This window comes from Curtobacterium sp. MCBD17_032, assembly GCF_003234855.1.
Taxonomy (GTDB): Bacteria; Actinomycetota; Actinomycetes; order Actinomycetales; family Microbacteriaceae; genus Curtobacterium.
In genome coordinates this window covers 29,961-49,253 of the sequence record NZ_QKTO01000014.1, presented here as the reverse complement: position 1 = coordinate 49,253, position 19,293 = coordinate 29,961, and the positions used below count along the sequence as shown (strand labels likewise).

Here is a 19,293-nt window from a genome sequence, read left to right as displayed (position 1 = left end):
CTGGGAGGATGGGGACATGACCGACGTCACCACCGTCCCTCCGCTCGTCGCCGCACTGCCGGCGGCAGAGGGCGGTGTCGTCGATCCCGACGCCGTCTACCTGGCCTTCGCCGAGTGGGCCGCCTCCGGCGGTCGACCGCTCTACCCTGCGCAGGACGAAGCGCTCATCGAACTCGTGTCGGGCGCCAACGTCGTCCTGAGCACCCCGACCGGCACCGGCAAGTCCCTCGTCGCGGCGGGCGCACACTTCGCCGCGCTCGCCGAGGGCAAGCGGAGCTACTACACCGCACCGATCAAGGCCCTCGTGTCCGAGAAGTTCTTCCAGCTCGTCGACCTGTTCGGCGCGCAGAACGTCGGCATGGTCACGGGCGACTCGGCGGTCAACGCGGACGCCCCGATCGTCTGCTGCACGGCCGAGATCCTCGCCAACCTCGCGCTGCGTCAGGGTCCGGACGCCGACGTGGACGTCGTCGTGATGGACGAGTTCCACTTCTACGGCGACGCCGACCGCGGGTGGGCGTGGCAGGTGCCGCTGCTCGTGCTCGAACGCGCGCAGTTCCTGCTCATGTCGGCCACCCTCGGGGACGTCACCACGATCGCGGACGACCTCTCCCGACGGACCGGTCGCCCCACCGCGCGGGTGACCGGCGTCTCACGGCCCGTGCCGCTCGCCTACGAGTACGTGATGACACCCGTGCAGGAGACCGTCGAGCGCCTGCTCGAGGAGCGCAAGGCGCCGGTCTACATCGTGCACTTCGCCCAGGCGGCGGCCCTCGAACGCGCGCAGTCGCTCATGTCCGCCAAGGTCGCCAGTCGGGAGCGCCGGGACGAGATCGCGGAGGCCATCGCCGGCTTCCGCTTCAGCGCCGGCTTCGGGCAGACCCTGTCTCGTCTGATTCGGGCCGGCATCGGGGTGCACCACGCGGGCATGCTGCCGAAGTACCGGCGGCTCGTCGAGCAACTCGCCCAGCGCGGACTCCTGCCCGTGATCTGCGGCACGGACACCCTCGGCGTCGGGATCAACGTCCCCATCCGCGCGGTGCTGTTCACCGGGCTGACGAAGTTCGACGGCACGAAGATGCGGCAGCTCTCCGCACGCGAGTTCCACCAGATCGCCGGTCGCGCTGGTCGCGCCGGGTACGACACCGAGGGCGACGTCGTCGCCGAGGCGCCAGAGCACGACATCGAGAACGCCCGCGCCGTCGCCAAGGCGGGGGACGACCCGAAGAAGAAGAACAAGATCAAGCGGAAGAAGGCCCCCGAGGGCTTCGTGTCCTGGGGGCAGGCGTCGTTCGAGCGCCTCATCGCCGCCGAGCCCGAGCCGATGGTGTCGCGGATGCGCATCACGCACGCGATGGTGCTCTCCGTCGTCGCCCGCGGAGGAGACGCGTTCCAGGACGTCCGTTCCCTGGTGTTCGACAACCACGAACCACGCGCACGGCAGCTCGCGATGGCCCGACGGGCGCTCACCATCGCGCGGACGCTCATCAACGCCCGGGTGATCGAGAAGGTGGACGGGCGCTACCGGCTCACCGTCGACCTGCAGGCGAACTTCGCGCTGAACCAGCCACTGTCGCCCTTCGCGCTCGCGGCCTTCGAGCTGCTCGACCCCGAGTCACCGACCTTCGCGCTCGACATGGTCTCCATCGTCGAGGCGACCCTCGACGACCCGCGTGCGATCCTGTCGCAGCAGCAGTTCAAGGAGCGCGGGGAAGCGGTCGCCCGGATGAAGCAGGAGGGCATCGAGTACGAGGAGCGGATGGAGCTGCTCGAGGAGGTCACCTGGCCGAAGCCGCTCGACGAACTCCTCACGGCCGCGTACGAGAGCTACGCGGACGAGCAGCCGTGGGTCCTCGACTTCCGGCTCTCCCCGAAGTCGGTCGTCCGCGACATGTACGAGCGGGCGATGACCTTCGGCGACTACGTCCGCTACTACCAGCTCACCCGGTCCGAAGGGCTCGTCCTGCGGTACCTGTCGGACGCGTACCGGACCATGCGGCAGACCATCGCCGACGAGCACCGCACGCAGGAGCTCGACGACATCACCGAGTGGCTCGGCGAACTCGTGCGCCAGGTCGACTCCTCGCTCGTCGACGAGTGGGAGGCCCTGATGAACGGGGACATCGCGCTCGCCGAGGCCGAACACGAGGAGATCGCCCCGCCGCAGCCCGCCCGCCTCACCGGCAACGTCCGGGCGTTCCGGGTCCTCGTGCGGAACGCGCTGTTCCAGCGGGTGCTGCTCGCAGCCCGCGACGACATCGACGCGCTCGGGGAACTCGACGCGCAGCAGGGCTTCGACCGCTCCGCCTGGGACGCCGTGCTCGAGGAGTACTACGACGAGCACGACACCGTCGGCATCGACGCCGAGGCCCGGTCGATGCAGTACCTCGTCCTCACCGAGGAGGGCCGGACCTGGCGGGCACGGCAGATCTTCGCCGACCCGGAGGGCGACAAGGACTTCGGGTTCTCCGCCACCATCGACCTCGACGCCTCCGACGAGGCGGGGGAGGCCGTCGTCCGGGTCACCGAGATCGGCCGGTTCGACGGGTGGGCCGAGGTCGACGTGGACTGAGGGCGGATCGACCGAGGGCGGAACACGAGCGTGCACGGTCCGGTACCGTCGGGGTCCCGACGGAAGGAACGCCCATGCGTATCGGCTCCAGCATCGCCCTCATCGTCATCGGCGCGATCGTCGCGTTCGCCGTCGACTACCAACTCGCGGGCATCGACCTGAAGCTCATCGGCTACATCCTCATCGCAGCCGGGGTCATCCTGTTCGTCATCAGTCTGGCGGTCGGCTTCGGCGGACGTCGGACCACGACCACGACCCGCTCCGGGGTCGACCCGGCGTCCGGTGAGCAGATCACGCGGCAGGACCGCCGCGACGGCACCTACTGACGCCGGCAGGACGAACAACGGCGAGGGCGGGACCGATCGGTCCCGCCCTCGTCGTGTGCCCGGGTGGTGTGTGCGGCTGCGTGCTCGGCTCAGAAGAGCGTCGCGGGCGGGACGGCCTCGGGCAGCGCGTCCGGCTCCGGGACGTGGACGCCCGGCCACCCCGGCCCCGTCGGCACCTCGGTGCGGTTCTGGTACGCGGTCGCGGCACCCCGGGCCCGGACGTCGGCGGCCTCGTTCATCTCGTGGCCCATGTGCCCGCGGACCCACTCGAAGGTGACCTTGCGGCCCTGGAGTTCGGCGTCGAGCTCCTTGATGATCTCGACGTTCAGCACGGGCTTGCCGTCGGCCTTCCGCCAGCCCTTCCGCTTCCATCCGGCGAGCCACTCGGTGCAGGCCTTGATGGCGTACTGGCTGTCGCACAGGATGTGCAGGGGTTCGCCGGTGTCCTTGGTCGCACGGAGCAGCTGCAGGACCGCGGTCAACTCGCCCTGGTTGTTCGTGCCGCGGGGCCACCCACCGGCCGCCCATCGGTCGTCGTCCACGTACCAGGCCCAGCCGGCCGGGCCGGGGTTGCCGAGGGCTGAGCCGTCTGCGGCGGCGACGATCGTCACGGTGGGACCTCCTGGTGGTGGCGAATGCCCGACGAGCGTAACGGACCTGCGGGGGCGGGGCGTGCCTCCGGGGCGTCGACGGGGACGGTGCGGGATCGCGTCCCGCTGCGCTCCTCGTGCCCCCTTGTGCTCGTCGCGCCTCCCTGTGACCGGGCGCGTCGTCCGCTGCGCGGCGCGATCGGACCGAGGGGCAGCGGCCGCTCGCTGGCGGAGTGCGGCGAGGAGGGCGTCTCTGTCGGCAACGTCGTGGAGCGCGACGTCCTCGCGCGCGCGGGAGCCGGTCGAGGCCCGGGTTCGCGTACTGCCGGACAGCATCAGTGCCTCCGGAGTCGTCGGGCGTCGGTCCCGCGGGTCCGGCGGCCGTTCGTGACGATGGCTGGCGCCGTTGTGCCCCGGTCGAACCCGACGCCCTGGGAACCGGCCACCCTCCGCCGCCTACCGTTCGGGGAAACGGGAGGAACCACCATGAGCAACGACATCGCAGGCCCCGAGCACTCCGACGACCGCGACCGGTCCGACGCCCTGGCCTCGGCGGCGCACAGCGACGACGTCGACGGTGTCAGCGGCAGCGAGCAGCGGGCCGCCGACACGTCCTACAGCCCCTCGAGCGAGCGGGAGATGGACGCGTCCCAGACGAAGCAGCGCGACGACGACGACCTGCGCGAGGACGGCATCGACCCGTCGAAGATCGTCGCTGCCCCGGGCACCGGAGGTGCCGACGACGCCGGTGACGTGGAGCCGGAGCCCGGTGACCTCAACCTGCCGTGGCAGTCCGAGGAGGACCGCAAGGGCTGAGCGCCAGGCCGTCCGGGCGCGGACGCGCACCCGGCCGGACCGGCTCGTCCGTCATCGCCCGGGTGCCTCCGTCAGGACACCGCGTCCGGGTGGGAACCCGTGCGCTGCCCGGACTCGAGGCCCGCGATGGCGGCGAGCTCGTCCTTACCCAGCACGAACCCGTCCACGTCGAGGTTGGACCGGATGCGCGTCGGCGTGACCGACTTCGGCAGGACGACGACGCCCTGCTGCACGTTCCACCGGACCAGCACCTGGGCGACGCTCACCCCGTGCGCGGTGGCGATCCCGGTGAGCACCGGGTCCTCGATGAGGCGTCCGCGACCGAGGGGTGACCACGCCCCGGTGGCGATGCCGTGCTGCTCGTGGAAGGCGATGAGTTCGCGCTGTGGCAACCACGGGTGCCGCTCGACCTGGTTGAGCGCGGGCACCTCGCCCGTCTCGGCGATGACCCGTTCGAGGTGCGGCACCTGGAAGTTCGAGACCCCCACGCTGCGCGCCCGGCCGGACTCCCGCAGCTCGACGAGCGTGCGCCAGGTCTCGACGTAGCGGTCGTTCGCGGCTGCCGGCCAGTGGATGAGGTACAGGTCGACGGCGTCGAGCCCGAGCCGCTCCAGGCTGGCGTCGAAGGCGCGCAGGGTCGCGTCGCGACCCTGGTGGTCGTTCCAGACCTTGGTGGTGACGAAGACGTCGTCGCGGTCCAGCCGGGAGGCCCGGATCGCCTTCCCGACGCCGCGCTCGTTCCCGTACATCTCGGCGGTGTCCACGTGGCGGTACCCGGCGTCGAGCGCCAGGCCGACGGCGGTCTCGGCCTCGAGGTCGTCGACCTTGTAGACGCCGAAGCCGATGGCGGGGATGCTCCGGCCGTCGCGGAGGGGGATGGAGGTGACCATGTCCCCATCCTGCCGCGCCGGGCCTCCCGGGACGGGCACATCGACCGGTGATGTGCAGTCATACGAGATACCAACAGGCGCGGTCCGACAGCATCGACGCACCCCGTCGACCGACGGGAGCACATGACGAAGGAGAACGCATGACCAAGCCGAAGACCAGCCGCCTCATCGCGTCCACGGGCGTCGCCGTGGCGCTCGGGGCCTCCCTGCTCGCCGCGACCCCGGCTGGTGCCGCCCCGCTCGCGCACCCGCCGGCACCGCCCGTTGCGACCTTGGCCACCGAGGTGTCCGAGGCGTCCGGACCGGCCTACACGAGTCGGAACGTGACCATCACGACGAGCGTCCTCGACGGCGACGAGATCGTCGTCCGTGGCGTCGTCACGTACCCGGTCCGACCGACGACCGTCCGCGGCGCTGCCGGCAGTGGGTACGAGACGTCTGCACCGGTGGCGGAGGACGGTTCGTTCACGATCCGCATCCCGCTGCACGACCAGCCCCAGCAGGACTACGTGCTGCAGTTCGGCAAGCCGTTCGCCTCGACGTTCGCGCCGTTCCGGGAGCTCGACACGTACTGGTACGCGGAGCGGGTCTGACGTCGGGTGTCCCGTGCGGGGCAGGGGCGGGAGCGGCACGGACCGCTCCCGCCCCTCGTGCGCCGGGGGCCGTCAGCTCGGGATCGTGACCGGCTCGGTGTCCGGGATGGGGCTCACGTCACGGCCGCGGAGGTCGGGCAGCCAGCTCCGCATCGCGAGTGGCAGCACGACGCCGGCCGCGGCCATCACCGCACCGACCATGAGTCCACCGCTCGGACCGTTGCTGTCGATGAGGAAGCCCGCGACCGCGGAGCCGCCGGCGGCTCCGATGAGCTGACCGGTGCCCATCCAGCCGTACGCCTCGGCAGTGTCCGAGAACTTGACCGTCGCGGACACCGAGCCGAACATCACGGCGAGGGCCGGTGCGATGCCCGCACCGGCGATGACCAGGGCGATGCAGAGCCACCAGAACGTCGGGTTGCCGACGGCGAGGACCAGGCCGACGAAGACGATCGTCATCCGGAGCCAGAGCGTGTTCTTCGAGATCGGGCGGTGGCCGAGGGCGAGGCCGCCGACGAGCGACCCGACCGCGAACACCGCGAGGACGATGCCGGCGTTCGGGCTGCCCTCGCCGAAGACACTCGTGACGCTGGCCTCGACCGCGGCGCACGCCCCGATGAGGAGCAGACCGGTCAGGGTCGCGACGACGACCGCCGGGCGCTTCATGACGACACCGAAGGCGCGCTTCGAGCGGGGGATGCGGACGCGGCCGAGTTCGGGGGAGGCGATGAACCACGCTCCGCCGACGAGCAGGAACACCATCGCGACGACGATCGCCTCGACCGTGCCGATCTGCGTCGCGACGAACGTCGTGATGACCGGGCCGGCGACCCAGATGAGCTCCTGGGCACTGGCGTCGAGCGAGAAGAGCGGGGTGAGCTGCTTCGACGTCACCATCTTCGGGTAGATTGTGCGCACCGCGGGCTGGACGGGCGGGACGGCCAGGCCGCCGACGAACCCGATGACGACGTAGGCCCAGAGCGGCATCACGAAGAAGGCGATCACGCCCATGGTGGTGAACGCGACGATGCTCGTGAGGACCAGGACCGGACGCATGCCCCAGCTGCCCATCCACCGGCTCGTCAACGGCCCGGCGAGGGCCTGACCGATGCTCGTGGTCGCGAGCACGAGTCCGGCGGCGCCGTACGAGTGGAAGATGTGCTCGACGTGCAGCAGGTAGGCCAGCGACAGCATGCCGAACGGGAAGCGAGCGGTCAGCTGTGCGGCGATGACCCGGCCGACACCGGGCGTCTTCAACAGGGACCCGTACGCACTCACGTTCCGAGTGTACGGACCGGACGGACCGGCCCGCAGGGGCTGTGGACGACCGTGTCCCCTGTCCGGGGGAAGGACGATCGGTGGTTGTCCGCGCAGCGTTCTCAGACACGCCGGGCAGCACGTGCTCGAGACGGTTTCCACACCCGTGGACAGGCCCCCTCAACGGGGTGTGGGAAGTGTCGGTGGTGGGTGCGAGAGTGGCGGAAAACCGGGCCTCACGGGAATCCACAGACTGTGGAGGGCGTTGTGGAGAACTACAGGGGTGTAACACTTCCTCTAGTGGTCCATCGGGCCATCGGGCACTACATGTAGTAGCGTCGTCCTCACCACAGCACCAGAACGTCGGGCCCCCTCGGGGTCCAGAACCAGGGGAGATCATGGCCGTCACCGTGTACACCAAGCCGTCCTGCGTCCAGTGCACTGCGACGTACCGCGCGCTCGACAACAAGGGCATCCAGTACGAGGTGCACGACGTCTCCACGGACGAAGCCGCGCTCGAGCACGTCAAGAGCCTCGGCTACATGCAGGCCCCCGTCGTCGTGACCGACGACGACCACTGGTCGGGCTTCCGTCCCGACAAGATCGCGACCCTCAGCGCCGAACTGGCCTGACGCCTTGCGGGCCGCTCGGCCCGCGTCGCACGGTGGTGGGCAGACGGCCTGGAGGCTCGTCCCGCCCCCGCCACACTCCTCCGGTCCGCAGTCCGCACCTCACCAGGGAGCGCACCATGAGCCGCCTCGTCTACTTCTCGAGTGTCTCGGGCAACACCGCCCGGTTCGTGGAGAAGCTCGGCCGTGACGCAGACCGGATCCCGCTCCTGCCGAGTGAGCCGTTCCTCCACGCGGACGGCCCGTACGTGCTCGTGCTCCCCACCTACGGCGGCGGCAACGGCCACGGAGCGGTGCCCAAGCAGGTCATCAAGTTCCTCAACGACGAACACAACCGGGCACTCATCCGGGGCGTGATCGTCGGCGGCAACACGAACTTCGGCGAGGCCTACGGTCTCGCGGGTGACGTGATCGCACAGAAGTGCCACGTGCCCGTGCTCTATCGATTCGAACTCTTCGGGACCCCTGACGACGTGTCGGCGGTCAACTCAGGATTGGATGCATTTTGGACGCAGCAGTTGCAGACGTCGATCTGACGTCGCCGCAGACGGGGATGGACTACCACTCCCTCAACGCGATGCTCAACCTCTACGACGCGAACGGGAACATCCAGTTCGACAAGGATCGTGAGGCGGCCAAGCAGTTCTTCCTGCAGCACGTCAACCAGAACACCGTTTTCTTCCACAACCTGAAGGAGCGGCTGGACTACCTGGTCGAGAACGAGTACTACGAGAAGGCGACGATCGACCAGTACTCGCTCGAGTTCATCCAGCAGCTCAACGACCTGGCGTACTCGAAGAAGTTCCGGTTCCAGACGTTCCTCGGCGCGTTCAAGTACTACACGAGCTACACGCTCAAGACGTTCGACGGCAAGCGCTACCTCGAGCGCTTCGAGGACCGCGTCGTGATGACCGCCCTCGGCCTGGCGCAGGGCAACGAGCAGCTCGCGATCGACCTCGTCGAGGAGATCATCGCCGGCCGCTTCCAGCCCGCGACCCCGACGTTCCTCAACACCGCGAAGGCCCAGCGCGGCGAGCTCGTCTCCTGCTTCCTCCTCCGCATCGAGGACAACATGGAGTCGATCTCGCGCGGCATCAACTCCTCGCTGCAGCTCTCGAAGCGCGGCGGCGGCGTGGCCCTGCTGCTGTCGAACATCCGCGAGGCCGGCGCCCCGATCAAGCAGATCGAGAACCAGTCCTCGGGCATCATCCCCGTGATGAAGCTGCTGGAAGACTCGTTCTCCTACGCGAACCAGCTCGGTGCGCGTCAGGGTGCCGGTGCCGTCTACCTGTCGGCCCACCACCCCGACATCATGAAGTTCCTCGACACCAAGCGCGAGAACGCCGACGAGAAGATCCGCATCAAGACGCTGTCGCTCGGTGTCGTCGTGCCGGACATCACGTTCGAGCTCGCCAAGAACAACGAGGACATGTACCTGTTCTCGCCGTACGACGTCGAGAAGGTCTACGGCGTCCCGTTCGGCGACGTGCCGATCTCCGAGAACTACCGCGCGATGGTCGACGACTCGCGCATCAAGAAGACGAAGATCAAGGCGCGTGACTTCTTCACGACCATCGCCGAGATCCAGTTCGAGTCGGGCTACCCGTACATCGTGTTCGAGGACACGGTGAACAAGGCCAACCCGATCAAGGGTCGGATCAACATGTCCAACCTGTGCTCGGAGATCCTGCAGGTCAACACCCCGACGACCTTCAACGAGGACCTGTCCTACAAGGAGATCGGCAAGGACATCTCCTGCAACCTCGGCTCGCTGAACATCGCGCTGACGATGGACTCGCCGGACTTCGGCAAGACCATCGAGACGGCGATCCGCGGCCTGACCTCGGTGTCGCAGATGTCGCACATCACGTCGGTCCGCTCGGTCGAGGACGGCAACGACAAGTCGCACGCCATCGGCCTCGGCCAGATGAACCTGCACGGCTACCTCGCCCGTGAGCGCGTCTACTACGGCTCCGAAGAGGGCATCGACTTCACGAACATCTACTTCTACACGGTGCTGTTCCACGCCCTGCGCGCCTCGAACAACATCGCGATCGAGACGGGGGAGACCTTCGACGGTTTCCGCGACTCGAAGTACGCGTCGGGTGAGTTCTTCGACAAGTACACCGACCAGGTCTGGACGCCGGCCACCCCGCGCGTCGCGTCGCTGTTCGACAACGCGAACATCACCATCCCGACGCAGGACGACTGGAAGGCGCTGAAGGCGTCCATCCAGGAGCACGGCATCTACAACCAGAACCTGCAGGCCGTCCCGCCGACCGGTTCGATCTCGTACATCAACCACTCGACGTCGTCGATCCACCCGATCGCGTCGAAGATCGAGATCCGCAAGGAAGGCAAGCTCGGCCGCGTCTACTACCCGGCGCCGTTCATGACGAACGACAACCTGGACTACTACCAGGACGCGTACGAGATCGGCCCCGAGAAGATCATCGACACCTACGCCGCTGCGACGCAGCACGTCGACCAGGGCCTCTCGCTCACGCTGTTCTTCAAGGACACCGCGACCACGCGCGACATCAACAAGGCCCAGATCTACGCATGGCGCAAGGGCATCAAGACGATCTACTACATCCGTCTGCGCCAGCTCGCCCTCGAGGGCACCGAGGTCGAGGGCTGCGTCAGCTGCATGCTGTAGCACTGTTGCTCTCTTCCTGGAGGCGCGGGGCGGACCCCGCCCCGCGCCTCCAGTCCATCTGATCGTTCCGTCCACCACCACCCGGAAGAAAGCCATGACCCTCACCGACCCGGTCCACGCCACGGGCAAGTCCATCCCGCTGATCAGCGCGGTCAGTGCCATCAACTGGAACCGCATCCAGGACGACAAGGACGTCGAGGTCTGGAACCGGCTGGTCAACAACTTCTGGCTGCCCGAGAAGGTGCCGCTGTCGAACGACGTGCAGTCGTGGAACACGCTCACGCCGGAGGAGCAGCAGCTCACCATGCGGGTCTTCACCGGCCTGACGCTGCTCGACACCATCCAGGGCACCGTCGGCGCGATCAGTCTGATCCCCGACGCGATCACCCCGCACGAAGAGGCCGTCTACACGAACATCGCGTTCATGGAATCGGTGCACGCGAAGAGCTACTCGTCGATCTTCTCGACGCTCGCCTCGACGCCCGAGATCGACGACGCCTTCCGCTGGTCCACCGAGAACGTGAACCTGCAGAAGAAGGCCCAGATCGTCCTCGACTACTACACCGGCGACGACCCCCTGAAGCGCAAGGTCGCCTCGACGCTGCTCGAGTCGTTCCTGTTCTACTCCGGCTTCTACCTGCCGATGTACTGGTCCTCGCGCGCGAAGCTCACCAACACCGCTGACCTGATCCGCCTGATCATCCGCGACGAAGCCGTCCACGGGTACTACATCGGGTACAAGTTCCAGAAGGGTCTCGAGGGCGCTTCCGAGGAGCGCAAGCAGGAGATCAAGGACTACACGTTCAACCTGCTGTTCGAGCTCTACGAGAACGAGGTGCAGTACACGCAGGACCTCTACGACGGTGTCGGGCTGACCGAGGACGTCAAGAAGTTCCTGCACTACAACGCCAACAAGGCGCTGATGAACCTGGGCTACGAGCCGATGTTCCCCAAGGAGACGACGGACGTGAACCCGGCGATCCTGTCGGCGCTGTCGCCGAACGCGGACGAGAACCACGACTTCTTCTCGGGGTCGGGTTCGTCGTACGTCATCGGCAAGGCGGTCGTGACGGAGGACGAGGACTGGGACTTCTGATCCCGGTGTGACTCATGGGGACGCCCTGCTGGCTTCGGCCGGCGGGGCGTCCCCGTGTCTCGCCGCGGCGGTGGCCGCCGATCAGAATGGGATGATCCTGGTGTCGCTACGCACCGGACCGACTGAGAGCCGTGTGCCGCGAACCCGCCTGTCGGCCGGGACGCGACGACGGACCTCTTCGACGTACCGGCCGATCTGGGCTCGGTCCTCGTGTCGGACGTCCTCCGTCTCTCGGGTCGAACGCATCTTGAGGTCCACGACCTCGACGTCCCCGCGCTCGCGCCACACCACGAGGTCGGCTCTCATCCGCGTGAGCTCGTCGCCGGTCGGTCGGAAGAACCCGTCCACCGCGAAGAGCGGCACCTCCGACTATGCACACACCACGCCGTCGCCGCGGATGCTCCTGCTCCGCACGACGTTCGACACGGCCCGCGCGGCGTTCGCGACCAGCGGGTCGAGCCGCCGAAGGAGCTCACGTCGAGCGGGCACGCGGAGCGATTCCCACGATGGCTCGAAGGAGCCCGTGTCCCATGGTCCCTCCAAGTTGACGGCGGCCAGGGCGTCGTCGCGGTGTTCGTCGGAGGCCTTCGCGATCAGTGGTTCGATCCGGCGCTTCAGCACGCCGAGCGCGGCGGTGGCCCGTTCGGCCAGGAACTCGGCGCCCTCGAAGGCGGCCAACCGATCGGCGGTGACCGGGCGCAGCATGGGCCAGAGCACCGCCCGGTGCACGATCGTGCCGACGAGCATGGCGACGGTCGACCGCTCCGTGTCGTTCATCAGCCACGGCGGAAGCTGGTCGGTGGGCAAACTCGCCCGACTCGATCGCGCACGGCTCGCGCGCTGCTTGGGCGGATGTTGCAGCTGCCGAGACGCACCGCCTACACATGCGTCGGTAGCCGTCTGCTGCAGAGGTGTGCTCGTCGAACTCCGAGAGCGGCAGCACCCGCTCGCAGTCCCGGCACCGCTTGGGTGCGTGGGCACCGAAGTGCTCCGAGCGCCGCACGTCCTGGTCACACACCCCACAGTGGGTCAGACGGTCCCCGGTGATCACGACGCCAGCGTAACGAGACGAGTCCGCTGGCCCTCGCGAAGGCGGCCGGCGAGGTTGAGTCCGACGCCGAGGCACTCGGCCCCTACCTCTGCGCCGTCATCGAAGGAATGAAGGCGATGGGACGCGTCGGTCTCTCACGAGCGGCGCTCCTGCAGGTGGGGATCGCGAGCCTCGCGGCCCTGCCGATCGCGCCGCTGGGTGCAGAGCACCTCGGGACCGCGGACGGTCCCTGGGACTGAACGTCGCCGGGTACCAGGGTGACGACGCGAGCGACGAGGCGGGTCCCAGCCGTGCCTCCAGTCCGGGTCTGAAGGCGCGCACCCCGCGGGCGCGACGGCACCCGCCCGTCACGCCGTTGCGTGGTGGACCGCTGCGACGATCGAACCGTACAGCGCGAAGGCGGCGATCCCGCCCGGGAACATCGCGATGATGGCCACGGGTACTGCCCACACCTGATGGACCCACGGGTGACCGCCCGGCTTCGTGTACGTCATCGCGGCGAACGAGGACGCGGACACGAGCACCGCCCACGCTGCCGTCATGCAGACGATCGCAATGGAGTGCCACCCGCGGCCGAGCAAGGGGTAGGCGAGCGGGAGGAAGAACATCGCCGGTGCGACGATGAACCCGATCCGCGCCACGATGCGGAAGGCCTTCCGGCGGCTGTTGATCTCGGCGATGGTGCGTTGGTCGTCCACCTCCGGTTCGGGCCAGGAGCCGAACGGGAGGCCTGCGCGCGTGTTCTGGTCGTTCACTGTGGCGGCCTCGGTCGGCACTGTCGGCTGGAGAGGGCGACGAAGGCGCCGGAGGCGAGGAGCTCTCCGGCGCAGCGGACCGCGCCGACCACACCGACGACGGAGGCGCGGGCGAGGACCCGGAGTCGCACCAAGGCCGTGACGACGCTCGTGAGGGCGGTGTGCAACGCGATGGACAGCACCACGCTGACGTTGATCGTGGGTGGTCCGAACACCGCGAGCCCCGCGGGCTGCCGAGTCGTGGATCGCGCCTGGATGTCAGCGATCATCTGTTCCCCCTTCGTGTCCCCTGGAGTCACGGTACCGCCGTCAGCGGGACGGGCGCCCGTATCTTGTCAGTTGGCCGCACTCTCGCCCGCGTCAGCGGCTGCGCTCCCACGACGACAACGCCGTCCAGTCCTGCGGGTCGAAGGTGAAGGAACTCCCCATCGCGGGCTGGTCCAGCGCGCGGCTGATGCGCTCGCGTCGGAGGCTCGCCAGCAGGAGCGCGCCGACCCCGCCGTGGGCGATGAACGCGATGCCGCGCTCTGGCGTCTGCGCCGCGATCCGTCGGACTGCGCGCTCGACACGGTCCTGTGCGTCCGCGGCCCGTTCCCAGCCACGGACGGATCGCTGCGGCTCTGCGAAGAACGCGTCGACCGTGGGCTCGAAGTCGCTCGGCTCGAGGTAGCCGGTCGCGCTCCGATCCAACTCGCCGAGGTCCTCGTCGACCTCGACCTCCGTACCCCATCGTCCGGCGATGATCGCCGCGGTGTCCAGGGCCTTCCGCTCGCTGCTGCTGACGATGCGGAGGGGCTGGGGGAGGAGTGAGGGGATGCGTGCGGCACGGGCTCGTCCGACCGACGACAGACCCCAGTCCTGGATCCGGACGGCCGGGTCGACGATCACCTCGGGATGGGACACCCACGCGCACAGCATCGATCGACCGTACCGGCGTCGCCGGTGGGCACGGCCGTCCCCCTGGGCGCGTCCTCACCCGCACTCACCGGCGGAGTACGGCTGTGACGGCGTCGCTGATGGTGGTCCCCGGATGGTCTTCGCGGTACCGGCGGACTGCCCTCGGGTCGACGTCGGCGGCCGTTCCCGACGCCGGAGGGGGCGTTCCGAAGACGCCAGGGCCGGAGGCCGTGAACCGGAGGGTGGCGAGTGCGAGCATGCCTGCAGGCATGACACCGAACAGTGCCAAGGCGCCCGCTGTGGCTGCAAGGCCTCCGAGCCCGACGAGGGCACGCGTCCGCGGTGTCACGAGGAGGCCAGGCCCGTCACGGGAGCCGCTGTGCGCGTCGGTCTGTTCATGACTCGGGCAAGGCTCGGCGCACGGCGCGGTGGGCGGCCGGGACGGACAGGAGTGCACCGGCGACGAGGAGACCCGCGGCCACCAGTACGGCGACCGGAGTGTCGAGTGGTGCGGCAGCGATGCTGACCGTGCACCACGTCGCCGTGGCGATCCCCGAGATGATGGTCGGACGCAGGGCTGCGCGATGGCCGACCTGCCACGCCTCGTCGCTGGACAGCGTGACTGACGTCCGGACGCCGGCGATGCTGTTCCGCGGCAACGATCCGGTGGCAGCCCTCCAGGTCAACCAGGTGACGAGGGCGGCTGCGCCGACCTCGAGTGCCATCGCGAACACCATCGCTCCGTCCATGCCGACGACGGTAGTGTCTCAGGAGAAGAACGGCAATGTTTCAGTAGGGCGTCCGGGAGCATGAGTGGAGGATGTCCTCATGCCGGCGCTGATCACACCGGGGGCGTGGTGCCAGCGCCCTCGGTGTCGTCGGCGCCCGCCGGACCGGTACCGGCCTGGTCGAGGTTCTCGTGCGGGTCGCCCATGTCACCGACGGCCTTGCCAGCGGGAGGGAGCCCGAAGTGCTTGCGGACGGCGTTCGCCTCGGTGCTGGAAAGAGTGTTGCCGGCCCCGGGGGAGGGTGCGTCCTTGATCGCGCTCTTCGTGTAGCCGACGTGCAGGTCCTCACCGTCGAACGTGGCGTCCTCGACCGGGACGAGCACGGTGTGGCCCCCGAGGATCCCCGTCGCGACGCTGACGAACGCAGCGCTGCCGTCCTCGTCGGAGGGGAACACCTGTGCGACCTTGCCGACTGATGCGCCGTCGCGGTCTCGGACGGTCGCGTTCTCCACTTCGTGGATCTTGGCCTTGGTGATCATGCCTGTAGTCAACGCCCTCGGCCCGATGCGGGTGCATCAGTCTGCGCGTCCTCGTGACCGGCCCGTCCCTCGAGCGCCGCTCGGCGTACCGCGCCGTGGGCAACAGGAATGGAGAGGAGTGCGCTGCCCACGAGGATGACCGACACGACGATCACCGACGCGGGGGTGCGGAGCGCGGGCACGACGATGCACACTGCGCACCAGAGGGCGGTGATCACGCCCGAGATCAGCGTCGGCGGCAGCGCCGCTCGGTGCCCGGTGCGCCAGGCTTCGTCGCTGGACATCGTGACCCGCGTCCGGATGAGGTCGTTCCGGTCCAGCTGCCCGTTCGTGGCTCGCCACGTCACCCGAATCACGAGGACCGCTCTGCCGATCTCGAGGGCGAGCGTGCACACCATTGCTCCGGGATGGCGACGACCCTATCGTCGGGGACATGAACGGCAATGTTCCAGGTGGTCAGTGGCGAGCGAGCCTCCGGACCGGCGGCGATTGGCGAACCGGTCGCGAGCCCGCCGGACGGTACGCCGAGGCGTCGTTGCTCGAGTGGGGGAGCATCACGAAGGGCCTCGTCGGGACGACGGCTGCGGTCACGCTCGAGCTCGGACGGCCGGTCGCGTCGTACCTACCCGGCGTGCCCGACGGTGAGATGACGGTCGGTGACCTCATCCACCACACCTCCGGGCTGTCCCGCGTACCGCCGACGATCCGTGACAGCCTCTTCCGTGACCCGTACCGACCGGCCGTCGGGGTGCCGCTGGACCTGGCGACCGCGGTGCCGGTGACGCCCAGGGGGCAGTACGTGTACTCGAACCTCGGGTACGCGCTCCTCGGGGCGGTCCTCGACGCGGTGCACGGGAACTGGTTCGACGCCGTGGAGGAGCAGGTCCTGCGGCCGGCGGGCATCGGTTCCGCGACACTGGTGCCGGCTGCATCGAAGCGCATCATGCCGAGCTTCCTCGGTCGCGCGATCCGACCGTGGGCTCTAGGTGCGTCCTCGTTCGCGGCGGCCGGTGGGGTCTGGTCGACCTTCGACGACCTCTGCCGCTACGCCGACTGGGCGCTGGAACCGGGTGCACCGCCCTCCCGCACGATCAGCTGGCAGCGCGACGAGGGCTCCCGCTGGATCAACGGCGAAGTCCGAGCCGCAGGGGCGGTGATCGCCCGGGCAGCGGGTGTGACCGCCGTGGTCCATGCGCTGGCGAAGGCTCCGTACGCGGCCGATGCGATCGCGGCGGCGCTCGTCCAGCGGGAGACGCTCCGCGCCCGAGACGCATGACCCCGATCAACGCGACCGACCCACAGAAGTCGAGGCAGCTGGACGGACGGGACCGTCGGTCAATGAGTAGTGTCGGGAACCAGCTTGCGAGCCACACGGGGGTGTGCGTGACGATGGTGTTCGATGACGGGGCAAGCGATGCCCCCATCGCTGCTGCAGACGGGGCTTCCGGGGACCTGCGAATGCATACCTCCCGACTGCGACCGCGCGGCGCGATCGTGACCGTGCTCGCGGCCGTGGTGCTCGCGACGACCGGATGCGCCTCGGGCGGCGCAGGCGGAGGAGGCGACGTGCCCGGACCGGACGCGCGAGACGCGGCAGGCACGACACGGGCGCAGGGAGCTGATCTCTCGCTGCAGGACGAGTTCGAGCTGGCTGGCGAGCGCTACGAACACGGGCAGGCCGTGCTCGCAGCTGCACAACGACAGATCTCGGACGGCACGTGGTACTGGAACGGCGGGGACGTCCGTCCTCTGCCCGCAGCCGACGACGCGTTCGGCAAGGCGCCGGAGGGTGCAACCGGAGAGAACTCCTACGCGTTCCGAGCCGTACGGACCATCGAACCGGAGGGTGCGACCGGCGCGGCGGAGGACCTCGAGCCGATGCAGCGCTACTTCGACGAAGAAGGGTGGCGCTGGAGCAGCGCGAAGGTCGGTACGGATCACGAGGTTCTGGCCGACACCGGCGACGGATGGTGGGTGACCTGGAACGTGCGGCCGAACGGGCAGTACTCGCTCGGGGTGTACAGCGAGGCGTTCTGGGCGCACGATGCTCCGGAGTTCATCAAGGCGATTGCACTGCGCGACCCCGCCGACTTCCCCGATGAATCCGAGCCGGGTGTCTCGGAGCCGTTGCCGAAGTGGAGCGACCCTGTCCGGCAGCGCTGATCTCCGGACGAGGGTGCGCCTCGCAGACGCCGACCGGTCTGCGAGGCGCTCCGGCGTGCAACACACTCGCTTACGGCCCGCCATCACCGTTCGAGCGACCGCAGCCGCACTGCTCACCGCCACCGTCCTCGCCGGCTGCAGCGCCGGGGTCGGGAAGAGCCCAGAGCAGGCAAGGGGATCCGTCGTCGAGTTCGTCGAGGGATCGACTGACGTCGTGGGAGACGGCTGGGAGGTCGGTGAGGGCCCCGGGCTCGGGAAATGCGGTTTCGGCCTGGGGCAGGGGGGCGTGCAGTACGTCTACGCGAAAGTCCGCTCTGCAAGCGCCGACCCGAAGGCCGACGTCGAGGCGGTGGAGCAGCACTGGAAGGAACTCGGGGTCGCGACCGAGCGGTACCAGACCGGCGGCGAGGACCCGATCCTCGGCGTGCGGGGTCGGGGCGGGCCGGTGGAGTCGTCCGACTTCCGCGCTGATTCCCGTGGCTACACGATCGACGGCAGCTCGCTGTGCGTCGCGGGAGACTTCGACAAGATGAGCCTCGACGGCCAGAACTGACAGACGTGACTCGCCTGCCGTAACCGAGCCGCGCCTCCAGTCCGGGCTGAGGCCCGGCCACCTGCCAGACGCGGCACGACGAACGGCCCGCTCAGTTGCTGAAGCGAGCCGTCCGGAGGAGCCGCGCCGCTACCGCGCAGCTGGTACCGCGACGTTCGCCAACTCGGCCCGCACGATGTCCGCACCAGCGGACAGCGCGCTGAGCTTCCCGAGCGCCGCCCCCCGCGCCAGCGGTGCCATGCCGCAGTTCGTGCTCGGGATGAGCTTGTCGGCGTCGACGTGCTCGAGCGCCCGGCGCAGGACCTCCGCGACCTCCTCCGGCGTCTCGACGGTCTCGGTCGCGACGTCGATCGCGCCGAGCATGACCTTCTTGCCGCGGATGAGCTCGACGAGCTCGAGCGGGACGTGGGAGTGGATGCACTCGAGGGAGACGATGTCGATCGAGGACTGCTGCAGGAGCGGTAAGGACTGTTCGTACTGCCGCCACTCGGCGCCGAGGGTCTCCTTCCACTTGTTGTTCGCCTCGATGCCGTAGCCGTAACAGATGTGCACGGCAGTCTCCGCGCGAAGGCCCTCGGCAGCGCGCTCGAGCGCGGCGACGCCCCAGTCCTGCACCTCGTCGTGGAACACGGTGAACGCGGGCTCGTCGAACTGGATGACGTCGACGCCGGCGTCCTGCAGCTCGAGTGCCTCCTGGTTGAGGATCGTGGCGAACTCCCACGCCAGCTTCTCGCGGCTCTTGTAGTGCTGGTCGGAGAGGGTGTCGATCATGGTCATCGGGCCGGGGAGCGCCCACTTGATCGGCCGGTCGGTCTGGGCACGGAGGAACCTTGCGTCCTCGACGAACACCGACTCCGGGCGGCTCACCGCACCGACGACCGTGGGCACGGCGGCGTCGTAGCGGTCGCGGATGCGCACGGTCTCCTTGCGCTCCTGGTCGATGCCGTCGAGGTGCTCGATGAACGTCGTGACGAAGTGCTGCCGGGTCTGCTCGCCGTCGCTGACGATGTCGATGCCGTTGCGCTCCTGCTCGTGGACGGCGGAGCGGAGGGCGTCCTGCTTGCCCTCGACCAGCGTGTCTCCCTCGAGCAGCCATGGGGACCAGAGGCGCTCGGGCTCGGCGAGCCAGGAGGGCTTCGGCAGGCTGCCGACGATCGAGGTGGGGAGGAGGGTGCTCAT

Annotated in this window: 24 protein-coding genes; 12 read left to right on the top strand and 12 right to left on the bottom strand. The window is 68.9% G+C overall.

What is annotated here, in order from left to right; all coding sequences use genetic code 11:
* The first annotated feature begins 16 nt into the window (after nucleotides 1-16).
* Together DEI91_RS14055 and DEI91_RS14050 are read left to right on the top strand one after the other, a co-directional pair.
* Nucleotides 17-2,572 carry an RNA helicase gene (locus tag DEI91_RS14055; RefSeq protein WP_111052889.1) on the top strand — a complete coding sequence of 852 codons (2,556 nt, stop codon included), beginning with the start codon at nucleotides 17-19 and terminating at the stop codon, nucleotides 2,570-2,572.
* A gap of 74 nt (nucleotides 2,573-2,646) precedes the next feature.
* The gene (locus DEI91_RS14050; RefSeq protein WP_111052888.1) at nucleotides 2,647-2,898 is read left to right on the top strand and encodes a DUF6458 family protein; all 252 of its coding nucleotides are present in this window, start codon (nucleotides 2,647-2,649) and stop codon (nucleotides 2,896-2,898) included.
* A gap of 89 nt (nucleotides 2,899-2,987) precedes the next feature.
* On the opposite strand, the gene DEI91_RS14045 is transcribed toward DEI91_RS14050, so the two are convergent.
* A complete protein-coding gene (locus tag DEI91_RS14045) occupies nucleotides 2,988-3,509 on the bottom strand; it encodes a ribonuclease H (RefSeq protein ID WP_111052887.1) in 522 nt (173 codons plus the stop codon).
* Nucleotides 3,510-3,974: 465 nt separating this feature from the next.
* On the opposite strand from DEI91_RS14045, the gene DEI91_RS14040 reads away from it, so the two are divergent.
* Nucleotides 3,975-4,304, top strand: a complete 330-nt coding sequence (locus DEI91_RS14040; RefSeq protein ID WP_111052886.1) for a hypothetical protein — start codon at nucleotides 3,975-3,977, stop codon at nucleotides 4,302-4,304.
* A gap of 71 nt (nucleotides 4,305-4,375) precedes the next feature.
* Here the strand turns inward: DEI91_RS14040 and DEI91_RS14035 are convergent, their stop codons facing one another.
* Nucleotides 4,376-5,194, bottom strand: coding sequence for an aldo/keto reductase (locus DEI91_RS14035; protein WP_111052885.1), 819 nt, complete (start codon nucleotides 5,192-5,194; stop codon nucleotides 4,376-4,378).
* Between the two features lie 140 nt (nucleotides 5,195-5,334).
* On the opposite strand from DEI91_RS14035, the gene DEI91_RS14030 reads away from it, so the two are divergent.
* Nucleotides 5,335-5,787 (top strand): hypothetical protein, encoded by a 453-nt coding sequence (locus DEI91_RS14030; RefSeq protein WP_111052884.1) that lies wholly within the window; start codon nucleotides 5,335-5,337, stop codon nucleotides 5,785-5,787.
* Nucleotides 5,788-5,859: 72 nt separating this feature from the next.
* On the opposite strand, the gene DEI91_RS14025 is transcribed toward DEI91_RS14030, so the two are convergent.
* Nucleotides 5,860-7,065 carry an MFS transporter gene (locus tag DEI91_RS14025; RefSeq protein WP_111052883.1) on the bottom strand — a complete coding sequence of 402 codons (1,206 nt, stop codon included), beginning with the start codon at nucleotides 7,063-7,065 and terminating at the stop codon, nucleotides 5,860-5,862.
* A gap of 377 nt (nucleotides 7,066-7,442) precedes the next feature.
* Between DEI91_RS14025 and nrdH the strand changes: the two genes are divergently transcribed.
* The 4 genes from nrdH to nrdF all read left to right on the top strand — a co-directional run bounded on the left by nrdH (nucleotide 7,443) and on the right by nrdF (nucleotide 11,428).
* Nucleotides 7,443-7,676, top strand: coding sequence for a glutaredoxin-like protein NrdH (gene nrdH, locus DEI91_RS14020; RefSeq protein WP_058769310.1), 234 nt, complete (start codon nucleotides 7,443-7,445; stop codon nucleotides 7,674-7,676).
* 116 nt (nucleotides 7,677-7,792) lie between these two features.
* Complete coding sequence (gene nrdI / locus DEI91_RS14015) at nucleotides 7,793-8,209, top strand: class Ib ribonucleoside-diphosphate reductase assembly flavoprotein NrdI (RefSeq protein WP_111052882.1); 417 nt, start codon at nucleotides 7,793-7,795, stop codon at nucleotides 8,207-8,209.
* A 17-nt stretch (nucleotides 8,210-8,226) separates the two neighbouring features.
* Nucleotides 8,227-10,332, top strand: a complete 2,106-nt coding sequence (gene nrdE / locus DEI91_RS14010; protein ID WP_111052881.1) for a class 1b ribonucleoside-diphosphate reductase subunit alpha — start codon at nucleotides 8,227-8,229, stop codon at nucleotides 10,330-10,332.
* A gap of 94 nt (nucleotides 10,333-10,426) precedes the next feature.
* The gene (gene nrdF / locus DEI91_RS14005) at nucleotides 10,427-11,428 is read left to right on the top strand and encodes a class 1b ribonucleoside-diphosphate reductase subunit beta (RefSeq protein ID WP_065963154.1); all 1,002 of its coding nucleotides are present in this window, start codon (nucleotides 10,427-10,429) and stop codon (nucleotides 11,426-11,428) included.
* An 81-nt stretch (nucleotides 11,429-11,509) separates the two neighbouring features.
* On the opposite strand, the gene DEI91_RS14000 is transcribed toward nrdF, so the two are convergent.
* Both DEI91_RS14000 and DEI91_RS13995 read right to left on the bottom strand, forming a co-directional pair.
* Nucleotides 11,510-11,776 carry a hypothetical protein gene (locus DEI91_RS14000; RefSeq protein WP_146244309.1) on the bottom strand — a complete coding sequence of 89 codons (267 nt, stop codon included), beginning with the start codon at nucleotides 11,774-11,776 and terminating at the stop codon, nucleotides 11,510-11,512.
* Nucleotides 11,777-11,797: 21 nt separating this feature from the next.
* The gene (locus DEI91_RS13995) at nucleotides 11,798-12,205 is read right to left on the bottom strand and encodes a hypothetical protein (RefSeq protein WP_111052879.1); all 408 of its coding nucleotides are present in this window, start codon (nucleotides 12,203-12,205) and stop codon (nucleotides 11,798-11,800) included.
* A gap of 390 nt (nucleotides 12,206-12,595) precedes the next feature.
* Here DEI91_RS13995 and DEI91_RS16755 point away from each other — a divergent pair, with 390 nt between their 5' ends.
* Nucleotides 12,596-12,718: a hypothetical protein gene (locus DEI91_RS16755; protein ID WP_258374439.1), complete on the top strand. Its 123-nt coding sequence runs from the start codon at nucleotides 12,596-12,598 to the stop codon at nucleotides 12,716-12,718.
* Nucleotides 12,719-12,826: 108 nt separating this feature from the next.
* Here DEI91_RS16755 and DEI91_RS13990 read toward each other — a convergent pair whose 3' ends face one another.
* From DEI91_RS13990 to DEI91_RS13965, 6 genes are all read right to left on the bottom strand, one after another.
* Nucleotides 12,827-13,234, bottom strand: a complete 408-nt coding sequence (locus DEI91_RS13990) for a hypothetical protein (protein ID WP_111052878.1) — start codon at nucleotides 13,232-13,234, stop codon at nucleotides 12,827-12,829.
* A complete protein-coding gene (locus DEI91_RS13985; RefSeq protein WP_111052877.1) occupies nucleotides 13,231-13,503 on the bottom strand; it encodes a hypothetical protein in 273 nt (90 codons plus the stop codon). The genes DEI91_RS13990 and DEI91_RS13985 overlap by 4 nt, the downstream gene beginning before the upstream one ends.
* 91 nt (nucleotides 13,504-13,594) lie before the next feature.
* Nucleotides 13,595-14,152, bottom strand: coding sequence for a histidine phosphatase family protein (locus tag DEI91_RS13980; RefSeq protein ID WP_111052876.1), 558 nt, complete (start codon nucleotides 14,150-14,152; stop codon nucleotides 13,595-13,597).
* A 374-nt stretch (nucleotides 14,153-14,526) separates the two neighbouring features.
* Entirely contained in the window at nucleotides 14,527-14,880 is a 354-nt protein-coding gene (locus DEI91_RS13975) for an SdpI family protein (protein ID WP_146244308.1), read from the bottom strand.
* Between the two features lie 92 nt (nucleotides 14,881-14,972).
* Nucleotides 14,973-15,398, bottom strand: coding sequence for a PRC-barrel domain-containing protein (locus tag DEI91_RS13970; protein WP_111052875.1), 426 nt, complete (start codon nucleotides 15,396-15,398; stop codon nucleotides 14,973-14,975).
* Between the two features lie 8 nt (nucleotides 15,399-15,406).
* Nucleotides 15,407-15,796 (bottom strand): SdpI family protein, encoded by a 390-nt coding sequence (locus tag DEI91_RS13965; protein WP_111052874.1) that lies wholly within the window; start codon nucleotides 15,794-15,796, stop codon nucleotides 15,407-15,409.
* 35 nt (nucleotides 15,797-15,831) lie between these two features.
* Here DEI91_RS13965 and DEI91_RS13960 point away from each other — a divergent pair, with 35 nt between their 5' ends.
* From DEI91_RS13960 to DEI91_RS13950, 3 genes are all read left to right on the top strand, one after another.
* Complete coding sequence (locus DEI91_RS13960; RefSeq protein WP_111052873.1) at nucleotides 15,832-16,674, top strand: serine hydrolase; 843 nt, start codon at nucleotides 15,832-15,834, stop codon at nucleotides 16,672-16,674.
* 107 nt (nucleotides 16,675-16,781) lie between these two features.
* Nucleotides 16,782-17,561 carry a hypothetical protein gene (locus DEI91_RS13955; protein WP_181439614.1) on the top strand — a complete coding sequence of 260 codons (780 nt, stop codon included), beginning with the start codon at nucleotides 16,782-16,784 and terminating at the stop codon, nucleotides 17,559-17,561.
* Between the two features lie 55 nt (nucleotides 17,562-17,616).
* The gene (locus tag DEI91_RS13950) at nucleotides 17,617-18,114 is read left to right on the top strand and encodes a hypothetical protein (RefSeq protein ID WP_146244306.1); all 498 of its coding nucleotides are present in this window, start codon (nucleotides 17,617-17,619) and stop codon (nucleotides 18,112-18,114) included.
* A 129-nt stretch (nucleotides 18,115-18,243) separates the two neighbouring features.
* Here the strand turns inward: DEI91_RS13950 and DEI91_RS13945 are convergent, their stop codons facing one another.
* Nucleotides 18,244-19,293, bottom strand: coding sequence for a methionine synthase (locus DEI91_RS13945; protein ID WP_111052870.1), 1,050 nt, complete (start codon nucleotides 19,291-19,293; stop codon nucleotides 18,244-18,246).

Bases quoted from the DNA above. Each gene is read 5' to 3' on its own strand.
- DEI91_RS14055 (WP_111052889.1), top strand. From the start codon at position 17: ATGACCGACGTCACCACCGTCCCTCCGCTCGTCGCCGCACTGCCGGCG.
- DEI91_RS14050 (WP_111052888.1), top strand. From the start codon at position 2,647: ATGCGTATCGGCTCCAGCATCGCCCTCATCGTCATCGGCGCGATCGTC.
- DEI91_RS14040 (WP_111052886.1), top strand. From the start codon at position 3,975: ATGAGCAACGACATCGCAGGCCCCGAGCACTCCGACGACCGCGACCGG.
- DEI91_RS14035 (WP_111052885.1), bottom strand. From the start codon at position 5,194: ATGGTCACCTCCATCCCCCTCCGCGACGGCCGGAGCATCCCCGCCATC.
- DEI91_RS14030 (WP_111052884.1), top strand. From the start codon at position 5,335: ATGACCAAGCCGAAGACCAGCCGCCTCATCGCGTCCACGGGCGTCGCC.
- nrdH (WP_058769310.1), top strand. From the start codon at position 7,443: ATGGCCGTCACCGTGTACACCAAGCCGTCCTGCGTCCAGTGCACTGCG.
- nrdI (WP_111052882.1), top strand. From the start codon at position 7,793: ATGAGCCGCCTCGTCTACTTCTCGAGTGTCTCGGGCAACACCGCCCGG.
- nrdE (WP_111052881.1), top strand. From the start codon at position 8,227: ATGGACTACCACTCCCTCAACGCGATGCTCAACCTCTACGACGCGAAC.
- nrdF (WP_065963154.1), top strand. From the start codon at position 10,427: ATGACCCTCACCGACCCGGTCCACGCCACGGGCAAGTCCATCCCGCTG.
- DEI91_RS13995 (WP_111052879.1), bottom strand. From the start codon at position 12,205: ATGAACGACACGGAGCGGTCGACCGTCGCCATGCTCGTCGGCACGATC.
- DEI91_RS16755 (WP_258374439.1), top strand. From the start codon at position 12,596: ATGGGACGCGTCGGTCTCTCACGAGCGGCGCTCCTGCAGGTGGGGATC.
- DEI91_RS13985 (WP_111052877.1), bottom strand. From the start codon at position 13,503: ATGATCGCTGACATCCAGGCGCGATCCACGACTCGGCAGCCCGCGGGG.
- DEI91_RS13980 (WP_111052876.1), bottom strand. From the start codon at position 14,152: ATGCTGTGCGCGTGGGTGTCCCATCCCGAGGTGATCGTCGACCCGGCC.
- DEI91_RS13975 (WP_146244308.1), bottom strand. From the start codon at position 14,880: ATGGACGGAGCGATGGTGTTCGCGATGGCACTCGAGGTCGGCGCAGCC.
- DEI91_RS13970 (WP_111052875.1), bottom strand. From the start codon at position 15,398: ATGATCACCAAGGCCAAGATCCACGAAGTGGAGAACGCGACCGTCCGA.
- DEI91_RS13965 (WP_111052874.1), bottom strand. From the start codon at position 15,796: ATGGTGTGCACGCTCGCCCTCGAGATCGGCAGAGCGGTCCTCGTGATT.
- DEI91_RS13960 (WP_111052873.1), top strand. From the start codon at position 15,832: ATGAACGGCAATGTTCCAGGTGGTCAGTGGCGAGCGAGCCTCCGGACC.
- DEI91_RS13945 (WP_111052870.1), bottom strand. From the start codon at position 19,293: ATGAGCACCCTCCTCCCCACCTCGATCGTCGGCAGCCTGCCGAAGCCC.